The sequence below is a fragment of the Streptomyces sp. NPDC058459 genome, assembly GCF_042721685.1.
Classification (GTDB): domain Bacteria; phylum Actinomycetota; class Actinomycetes; order Streptomycetales; family Streptomycetaceae; genus Streptomyces.
In genome coordinates this window covers 1-10112 of record NZ_JBHXLV010000234.1, presented here as the reverse complement: position 1 = coordinate 10112, position 10112 = coordinate 1, and the positions used below count along the sequence as shown (strand labels likewise).

2 protein-coding genes and 1 pseudogene are annotated in these 10112 nt (G+C 74.0%); all 3 read right to left on the bottom strand.

The window, feature by feature from the left end; all coding sequences use genetic code 11:
- The coding region (locus ACFWN1_RS28680) for an amino acid adenylation domain-containing protein (RefSeq protein ID WP_384368074.1) at window positions 1-7658 on the bottom strand (7658 nt) is incomplete at its 3' end.
- Window positions 7659-7934: 276 nt separating this feature from the next.
- Window positions 7935-8211, bottom strand: a pseudogene (locus tag ACFWN1_RS28675) (transposase); the annotation flags it as partial.
- A 152-nt stretch (window positions 8212-8363) separates the two neighbouring features.
- A complete protein-coding gene (locus ACFWN1_RS28670) occupies window positions 8364-9731 on the bottom strand; it encodes a helix-turn-helix domain-containing protein (RefSeq protein ID WP_384368070.1) in 1368 nt (455 codons plus the stop codon).
- Window positions 9732-10112: the final 381 nt, after the last annotated feature.

Below are 10112 nucleotides of genomic sequence, written 5' to 3'. Positions count from 1 at the left end.
CGCTTGCGGTTGGGCGCGCCGGGCCGCGCGCCCCCGCCGCCCCCCCGCGCCACCTTGCCCGCGGGCAGACTCCGGGCCAGACCGGCGCGCAGCGCCGCCGGGTCCGCGGACGCTCCCCGGCGCGGGACGACGTAGCCGACGAGTCTGCGCTCGCCCGGCGTGTCCTCGCGGACCACCACCGCCGCCCGCTCCACGCCCGCCTGCCGCGCGAGGGCGGTCTCGATCTCGCCGAGCTCGATCCGGAAGCCGTGTATCTTCACCTGGTCGTCGGTGCGGCCGAGGTACTCCACCGCGCCGTCCGCCCGCAGTCGCGCGATGTCCCCGGTGCGGTACATCCGCGAACCCGGCGGTCCGGCCGGCGCGAGCGGGAAGCGCTCCGCGGTCAGCGCGGGCCGACGCAGATAGCCGCGGGCCAGACCGGCCCCGGCCAGGAACAGCTCGCCCGGGAACCCGACCGGCACGGTTCGTCCCGCCGGATCGAGCACGTGCAGCGCGGTGTTCCAGATCGGCCGCCCGATGGGCACCGGCCCCTCGTCCGTGCGCCGGCACTCCCAGTGGGTGACGTCGACGGCCGCCTCGGTGGGCCCGTACAGGTTGTGCAGCGGCACGTCGAGGACATCGAGGAAGCGGTTCTTCAGCTCCTCGGGCAGCGCCTCTCCGCTGCACACCACCCTGCGCAGCGAACGGCAGCCGGCGGCGCCGGGCTCCGCGACGAACGCGGCGAGCATGGACGGCACGAAGTGCGCGGTGGTCACCGACTCCCGTTGGATCACCCGCGCCAGGTACGCCGGGTCCTTGTGCCCGCCGGGCTCGGCGACCACCAGGGCGGCGCCGGTCAGCAGCGGCCAGAAGAACTCCCACACCGACACGTCGAAGCCGAACGGCGTCTTCTGCAGCACCCGGTCGCCGGTGCCGAGCCCGTACCGGTCCTGCATCCACAGCAGCCGGTTGACGATCGCGGAGTGCTCGACGACGACGGCCTTGGGCCGGCCGGTGGAACCGGAGGTGTAGATGACGTAGGCGGGATGGCCCGGCAGCGGCCCGCTCGGTCCGTCCGGTCCGTCCTGCTCCACGCCCGCTGCGGAAGGTGCCGCGGACGCGGGTTCCGCCGCGGCGCCGCGTACGTCCAGGAGCAGCCGCGGCGGGGCCGCCGTTCCCGGGAGCCCGTCGGTCACGTCGGAAGTGGTCAGTACCAGGACCGGCGCCGCGTCGGACAGCATGAACGCGACCCGCTCCGCCGGCAGCGACGGGTCGATCGGGAGGTAGGCGGCACCCGACTTGAGGACGGCGAGCAGTGCGACGACCAGCTCCGTGGACCGGTGCAGGGCTACCGCGACGACCTCCTCCGGGCGGGCACCCCGGGCGCGGAGGCCGGCGGCGAGCGCCTCGGCACGTGCGTCGAGTTCGGCGTACGTCAGACGCTCGTCGCCGAACACGGTGGCTGGGGCGTCCGGGGTGCGGGCGGTCTGCCGCTCGAACAGTTCCACGAGCGTGGTGGCGGGCACGGGGACCGCCGTGTCGTTCCACCGGGCGATCGTCCGGTGCTGCTCGGCCGAGACGACGTCGACCTCGCCCACGGTCGTCGTCTCCGGCTCCTCGGTGACCGCCGTCAGCAGGCGCTGGAGTCCTTCGGCGACGCTCAGCGCCGCGCGCGCGTCGAGGACGTCCGGGCGGTGGTCGACGTGCAGCCGCAGCCGCTCGCCCGGCAGGACGACGAGGTTCACGGTGTAGTGCGTCGCGTCCGATCCGTCGACGTCGGTCAGCTGAACCCCACCGGCCAGGTCCCGCATCTCCGCCAGGTCCAGCGGATAGTTCTCGACGACGACCGCGGTGTCGAACAGGGTCCCGAGGCCCGCCGCCTGCTGGATGTCCGCCAGCCCGAGGTGCTGGTGGTCCATCAGGCGGACCTGCTCGTCCTGGAAGCGGGCCAGGGCGCTCAGGAGCATCTCCTCGTCCCTGACCCGGAAGCGCACCGGGAGGGTGTTGATCAGCAACCCCACCATGCTGTCGATCCCCGTGACCGGCGCGGTGCGTCCGGAGACGGTGCTGCCGAAGACCACGTCCTCCCGGGCGGTCAGCCGGGCCAGCAGGATCGCCCAGCACCCCTGGACGACGCTGTTGAGGGTGATGCCCGCCGACCGGGCCCGTCCGGTGAGCCGGGCGGTCGTCTCCGGCGACAGTTCCACCGTGATCCGCTCGGGCAGGGCGCCGAGCCTGTTCGAATCTGCCGAGCCCAGCAGGGTGGGTTCGCCCAGGCCCGCGAGAGCCTCCTGCCAGGACGCCGTCGCCGCCTGCCGGTCCTGGCCGGCCAGCCAGGCCAGGTGGTCGCGGTAGGGAACGGCCGCCGCGCCGCCGGATCGGGGGCCGGCGCCGGTCGCGTCCGCGTATCCGCTCAGGAGTTCACGCAGCAGTACGGCGGAGGACCAGCCGTCCATGAGGATGTGGTGGTTCGTCATCACCAGCCGGTGCCTGCTCTCGCCCGCGCGGACGAGGGTGAAACGCACCAGCGGCGGCTGCTCCAGGTCGAAGCGCCTCGTCCGGTCCTCGGCGAGCAGCCGCTCCCAGACGGCGTCGCGTTCCTCCGCCGGGTGCGCGGTGAGGTCGACCGAGGTCCACGGGACCTCGACGCCGTCGGCCACCACCTGCACAGGACGGTCGAGACCGCGGTCGGTGAACGCCGCTCGCAGCGCGTCGTGCCGGGCCGGCAGCGCCTGGCAGACCTGTCGCAGGGCGTCTGCGTCGAGGGAGCCGTCCAGGGTCAGGACGATCTGGCCGGTGTAGGCGTCCGCCCCGGTGGCGTCGTAGCCGGCGTGGAAGAACAGACCTTCCTGGAGCGGCGACAGGGGCAGTACGTCGGTCAGTCCGCGGTGGCGCTCGGCGAGACCGGCCACGTCCGCACGGGACAGACCTGCCGGTGCGAGGTCGACGCGGACGGTCCGGGCCGGGAGCCTGTCCGCCGTCCCGCCGGCCGCGCCCAGCTCGGTCGACGCCCCGGCCAGCAGGCGCAGGGCGGCCAGCCAGGCATCGGCGAGCGCGTCGGCCTCGTCCTCCGCGACCAGGTGTTCCGGCCAGGTCAGCGTGGCGCTGAAGGACGGACCGTCCGTGCCCTCCACCGTCACCGCGTCGATCTGGAGGCAGTGCTCGACCGGCATCGAGGGATCGGCGTGGGCAGCCAGTGCGCCGACGTCGGCGGCGGGGCTCCAGGGCCCGCCGTCCCCGCCGTCGAAGCGGCCCAGGTAGTTGAACAGCACGCGTGGCTGGGGGAGTCGGGCCAGTTCCTCGGAGGTCGCCGGATTCAGACGGCTCAGCAACCCGTAACCGGTACCGTGGTCCGGAACGGCGGCGAGGCAGCCGTGCACCCGTCCGGCCAGCGCGGCGAGCGCGCCGCCGTCGCCCTCCCAGGCCGCGGCCAGGTCGAGACCGCGCAGGTCGACGCGGACCGGGTACTGGGTGGTGAACCAACCCACCGTGCGGGACAGGTCGTGCCGGCCCGTGCGGTCCGCCCGCCCGTGCCCCTCCAGGTCCAGCAGCAGCGAATCCGGGCCATCGAAGCCGGTGACCCCCGGATGATGGGCGGCGAGGCTGAGCGCCGCGAGCAGCACTTCGGCGGGTCCGGTGCGCAGGGCCGAGGGCACGGAGGTCAGCAGGGGCGCGGCGGTCCGCGCCGGGAGGGTCAGTGTACGGGTGCGGGTGGTGCCGACGGTGTCCCTTCCCGGGTCGGGCACCCGGTCCCACAGGGCGGGCGGCAGGCCCGGTTGCCTCGGGGCTCCGTGGTTCCTCGCACCGGGTTGGCGGCCCGTGCTCGCGGGGACCGTGTCCGGCGCCAGAGTCCGTCGCCAGTGGGGCAGTTCGGCCAGCACGTCGGAGGAGACGGCCGACTCGGCGAGGTGAGCCGTCCAGACGCGGAACGGAGTGCCGGCGTCATGCGACGGCAGCACCGCGGCTCCGTCGCCGGCCGCCGCTTCACCGCCGCCTGCGACCGTGTCCCACGCGGCGGCGAGGTCCTCCAGCAGGACGCGCCAGGAGACACCGTCCACCGCCAAGTGGTGCACGCACAGCAGGAGTCGGTCCGGCAGACCGTCGCCGCCGCTGCCTCGTACGGCCCGTACGAGCACCCCGCGCGCCGGGTCCAGTTCCGCCGCCGCGTCGGCTCCCGCGGTCGGCGCGTCGAGGACTCCGTCCGCACGCCGCAGTACCTGGGCGGCGTCCACCGAACCAGGCTCGCCGATCATGAGGACGGGCTGTCCGCCGGCCCCCTCGGACACGCGCATCCGCAGCGCCGCGTGCCGGTCGAGGACCGTCTGCAGGACACGGACCAGCCGGGCGTCGGTGGCGTCGGCGGGCAGGGTGAGGGTCATCGACTGGCTGAAACGGCCGATCGGTCCCGGCCCGTCGAGCAGCCACCGCATCACGGGTGTGGCCGTGGTCTCCCCGGACTCCGTGACGCGGTCCGCCGAGTCGCGTGTCGCGAGCGGTGTGCCGAGGGGGCTGCCGACGGCGCCGGCGAGGGCGGCCGCGCTCTTGTGCAGGAAGACGTCGCCCAGCGTGAACACCAGGCCGCGGGCGCGGGCGCGGCTCACCAGGGTGAGAGCGGCGATGCTGTCGCCGCCGAGCGAGAAGAAGTCGTCGTCGGCTCCGACGCCGGGGCGGCCGAGCACCTCGGCGAAGAGCGCGCACAGGACGCCCTCGGGCCCCGCCGCGGGCTCACGTCCCGGCGAGTCCGGCACCGGCTCCTGGTCCGGCCCCGGAGTCGGCAGCGCGCGGCGGTCGACCTTCCTGTTGGCCGTCAGCGGCAGCGCGTCCATGACGACGAAGACGTGGGGCACCATGTAGTGCGGCAGGAACTCGGAAAGGTGCGAGGCCAGTTCGGCCGCAGAGGCGACCGTCCTCCCGGGCTCCGGCGCGACGAACGCGACGAGACGCCGCCCGCCACCCGGGGCGGGCCGCACGTCGACCGCCGCCTGCCGCACCGACGGATGCCGCCCCAGAACGGTCTCGATCTCGCCCAGTTCCACGCGGTAGCCGTTCACCTTGACCTGCTGGTCGACGCGGCCGAGGTACTCCAGGTTCCCGTCCGCGGACCAGCGCACCAGATCGCCGGTGCGGTACATCCGGGCCCCGGGTGCGGCCGAGAAGGGGTCGGGCACGAAGCACCCGGCGGTCAGGCCCGGCCGGCCCGCGTAACCACGCGCCAGACCCGCGCCCGCCACGCACAGCTCGCCCGCCGCGCCGGGAGGCAGCAGCCGCAGCCGGGAGTCCACTACGTAGGCACGGTGGTTGACCATCGGACGGCCGATCGGCGGCACCCGGCCGCCCTCGCCGGGCGCGCACCGGTACATCGTGACCTCGACGGTGGCCTCGGTGGGACCGTAGCCGTTCCACACCTCGCGGTCCCCGGCCGCCCAGCGCGCCACCGCCTCGCCCGACGGGGCCTCACCGCCGGTGGAGAGGAAGCGCAGCGCGGGAAGCGTGCCGGGGTCCAGCAGGGGCAGCAGCGCGGACGGCAGGTCGGCGACCGTCACCGCCTGACGCGCCAGAAGCGACTGGAGGCGGTCCAGGTCGGTGCGCTCCTCGTCGGTGGCCAGGACCAGCGTGCCGCCGCTCAGCAGGGCGCCGAACACGTCGAGGACCGACACGTCGAAGGAGAGCGCCGCGAACCCGAGGAACCGCTCACCCCCGCCCTCACCGGCCCCGATGCCCGCCACCGCGAGATGGGCGTACACGAAGTCGACCGCGGCGGCATGCGGTACGACGACTCCCTTCGGCTCGCCGGTGCTGCCGGAGGTGTACAGCAGGTAGGCGGCCGACAGCCCGGTGACCGGCGCACGCTCCCCGCCACGTCGGGCATCGGGCCGGTCCGGGACGCCCAGGGCACCCGCCCCCCGGGCGCCCCCTTCCTCAGGGCCCGGCCGCACGGGCACGACGGCCGTACCCTCGGGCAGAATCCCCCCGTCCGTGTCGGTGTCCGCGACGACGGCGCCGATCCCGGCCCGCTCCACCACGAACGCGACGCGCGCGGCGGGCAGCGCCGGATCGAGGGGCACGTAGCAGCCACCCGCCTTGAGCACGCCGAGCAGCGCGGCGACCATCGCGGGCGTGCGGCGCGCACGCACCCCGATCGGCTGTCCGGGTTCGATCGACGAGGCGAGTCGCCCCGCTATGTCCTCCGCCCACGCGTCGAGGGCGCCGTACGTCAGCTCCGCGCCGTCACAGACGACGGCGACGGCATCGGGGGCGCGGGCGGCCTGCCGCTCGAAGAGTTCGTGCAGACAGCCGTCGGCGGCCGTCGCGGACGCCCCGCCGTCCGCGTAGAGCGCGAGCCGCTGCTCGTCATCGGGCGAGAGCAGGTCGAGCGAGTCGACGCGGGCGTCCGGCCCGGCCGCGGCCAGGCCGGCGAGGAACCGGGTGAACCGCTCCCGGTGGGCGTGCGCCTCGTCCGTGCCCATCTCGCCGGCATCCGCCTCCACCTGCACGGTCAATGAGCTGTCGGCCCCACGGTCGTAGACGTTGAGCGTGAGGTGGTCGACGGGCCCGACCGTCAGGTTGTGGACCGTGGCCGGCGCTCCGCCGAACGTCAGTCGGTAGTCGAACGCCATCAGATTGACCGTGGCGTCCCACAGTCGGGCGCCGCCGTGCGCTTCCTCGATGCGGTACCGCTGGTGTCGGAGCACCTCCTTGATGCCGGCCGAAGTGCGGCGCACCAGCTCGCCGAGGGTCGTCGTGCCGGTGACGGCCAGACGCAGGGGCAGGACACGGGAGAACATGCCGGGCGTCCGGCGGGCGGCGGCCGTGGCGCGCCCGGTCACGGGCAGCCCCAGCACCACGTCCTCGGAGCCGCCCACCCGGTGGAGGTAGGCGGCGGCCGCCGCGATGACGAGGGCGGACCACCGTGTGCCGTACGTCCGGGCGGCCTCACGCAGCATCCGCGCGTCGCCGTCGGGCACGTCACCTCTGACCCTCACGACGTCGCGTACGGCAGCACCGGCGCCCCGCTGCTCCGACTGCCCCGGCCGCCCGGCGAATCCCACCGGCTCGGGGGCGTCGGCCAGTACGCCCTGCCAGAAGGCCCGGTCGGCCTCCCGCGCCCCGGAGGTGAGGTAGGCCGCTTCCTCCGCGAGGATCTCCCGCCACGGCGCGGCACCGGACGGCGGCACGTCCTCGCCGGCGGCCAGGGCGGAGTAGTGTTCGGCGACCCGGCGGGCGAGGAGCGGCCCGCTCACACCGTCGGCGACGATGTGGTGGTAGCCGTGCATCCAGCAGAACGTCTCGGACCCGGTGCGCACCAGCAACTGCCGGTGCACGTCACCGAGAGCCAGGTCCATCGGTCTCGCCAGCTCGGCCCGCATACGCGCCTCGGCAGCGGCGACGGGATCGGAAGCGGCGCTCACGTCGACCGTCTCCAGGCGGAACGGCGGCAGCCCGGCCGCCGGCCGCTGCCACACCGTCCCGCCGCTCTCCCCGAAGCGCATCCCCAGCACCTCGGTCTCCGCCAGCATCCGCCGCAGTGCTTCCTGGAAGAGCTCCGCATCCACGGCTCCGTGGATCTCGAGGTACTCGCCGATGGCGTAGTCACGGCGCAGGGGATCCAGTCGTTCCGCGAACCAGACACCGGCCTGCGCCGAGGTCAGGGGCAGCGACTCGTGGTCATCAGTGGGCATGGCACGAAACTCCTCGGTTCGTTCGACGACGACGCGAGGATCACCCTCCGCGATACCCGACCACCGGGACAGTCACCAGAAGTCGTCTCTTGACACCCCCTCCACCCGTCCGACCCCTTCCCGGTCACGGGAACCCGTGACGTTCGACGGCGCCGGTGGAGGACCCGAGGTTCCGTCCCACGGGTCTGGGGCGGGGAACCCGTGCCGCCCTTGGCGGTCACGTCTCGGTCATGACCACCTTGCGGGGGCGCACTCGCGTTTGCCACGTGACCATTTCCGGTCCACGGGCCTCGGACCTGTGTGTTCGCCCTTTTCGGCCCGGACGTGGGCGGTGTCCGGGCGCGGCCCGGGTGACGTCGATGAGGCCGGCGTCGTCGAGCCGGTACAGCACGGCTTCGTGCGGCCGCCCCCAGACGCCGGCTCCCGACCGGATCAGGACCCTGCGGTGCGCGGTCGACTTCGATATGCCGAAGCAAAGCGGCAGGTGGCGCCAGGCACAGCCGCTGACCAGCACGTAGATGATCGCCGCGAACAGCGTCTCATCAGGCGTGTTGTCACAAGGATGGCGGTGAACGGAGTACACAGGGGTGGCTGTGCGAGCTGAAGAGCGAGATGTGTCTCGTGGGCGTGCAGGCAGTATGCGGGCGGCTGGAAGACCCACGGCATCGAGTGAGGGCGGCTCCGGCGGCACGCGCGACGGCGGCCTCACTCCTCAGTGGTGGTGCGGACCCACGCCCGTTCACCCGCGTCGTTCGTGCCGTACCAGTAGCGGGGCATTCCGTCGATGCCGGTGGTGCGGAACGGGCCGCCCCGGCTGTCGATGCGGACCGTGCCGGTGCGGCCCTGGCAGGACCAGTCGAGTTCGAGGTACCAGCGGGCGTCGTGGACCCGCGTCGTCGCCTCGACCAGCAGCACCTCCGGGTCCTCGGCGGAGACGCGGTACGGGAAGTGCAGGGCGGGCAGCGTGCGTCCGGTGTCGGCGCCGTCCTCAGAGCGTGCGATCGGGCGGTCGGCATCGAGATCCACGGTGAAGCGGCGGGGCGCGAGATCGCCACCGCAGCCCTGGTCCATGGCGTACGCGGTCCCGGTGACCGGTGCGCCTCGGCTGACGACGCGGACGCGTAGCGCTTCCAGGACCACTGCCGTGGAGGACCGCCCCTGCACCGAGATCTGCACCAGCGTCCGCCGCCCGTGCACCGCGCCCTGGGTCACCGTCCACGCCTCCGCGTCCTGCTCCACGGGCGGCGGAGGCACCTGCGCGGGCGGCTTGTCGATGACGTAGTCGTGGCCGCAACCCCCCTGCCAGACCTGGGAGTCGACGCTCCAGGCGAGGGGCGGGCCGACGGGCGGCCTCACGGCCGGTGCCGGATGGGTGCGGGTGCCCGTACCGGACGGGACGGCGGCCTTCTGCCGGTGGCCGGGTGACCTGGAGCTCCGAGAAGGGGCGGGAGAGGTGGTAGCCGGTGGTTCCGTGTTGCCGCCGGGAGTGATCGTCCGCGGGTCCGCGGAGCGGGAGGCGTGCGCCTGGGGGTGACGGTGGTCCGACAGGGCGGACACGATGCCCAGCGTGGCCAGCAGCGCGCAGGCGGCGGTGGTGGCCACCAGGGCGCGTCGGCGATGGTGCCAGGGGCGGGGCGCCGAGGAGAGCGCGGGCTTCTCCGGGGTCCTGATCTCCTCCGGGGCCACGCGCTGTCCGGCGGGACCGCTCACCTCGGCGGGCGATCCGTCCGCGTCCGGCGCCGGCCCCGCGACCGCTGCCGGACCGGCCGTACGCGTCCGCTGCCGAGCCGCCGCCGACAGCCACAGCCGGTGCAGTTCGAGCCGTTCCTCCGGTGTCGCCCCGCAGAAGGCCGCCAGCCGTTCCACGGGCGCGAAGTCCTGCGGCACCGCCTTGCCCGCGCAGTACCGGTGCAGCGTGGAGGTGTTCATGCTGACGCGGCGGGCCAGCGAACCGTAGCTGCGGTCCGTGCGGTCCTTCAGCAGGCGCAGCAGCGCCGCGAACCTCTCGACCTCGTCCTGAGTCGACACCGTTCCCCCGTCGTCCGCCGCCCATTCCGTGTTCCGGGCGCTCATGTACCTGCACGTCAGGTGGGGTGGGATGGTTCCACCGCCGCCGGCGGGGCGGCGGTCGTTGCGCCGGATTCCGGTCATTGCCCATGCTCTTGGTGTCGCACCGACCAGGGCCGGACCGGTCAGCCGGCGCCGGACGACGTCCGACGCGCATTCGCCGCGTCGATCCACCGCACTCATCCACGGGGGACACCCATGCTCAATCGCACCCGAACAGGCACGCTCCTCACAGTCGCCGTCACGGGTCCGGCCCGAGCGCTCCCCGGACCGGACGCCGCCTCTTCGAGGGCGCTCCGGTGACGGCCTTCCTAAGGACGACCGTCCGGGTCGCGGACAAGCTCCGCCGACGCACCACCGGGCCGCCCTCCCGTCACGGGGGTCGGG

What these genes read in the sequence shown, in the direction of transcription:
- ACFWN1_RS28670 (WP_384368070.1), bottom strand. Translation starts at nt 9,731, where the DNA reads ATGAGCGCCCGGAACACGGAATGGGCGGCGGACGACGGGGGAACGGTG.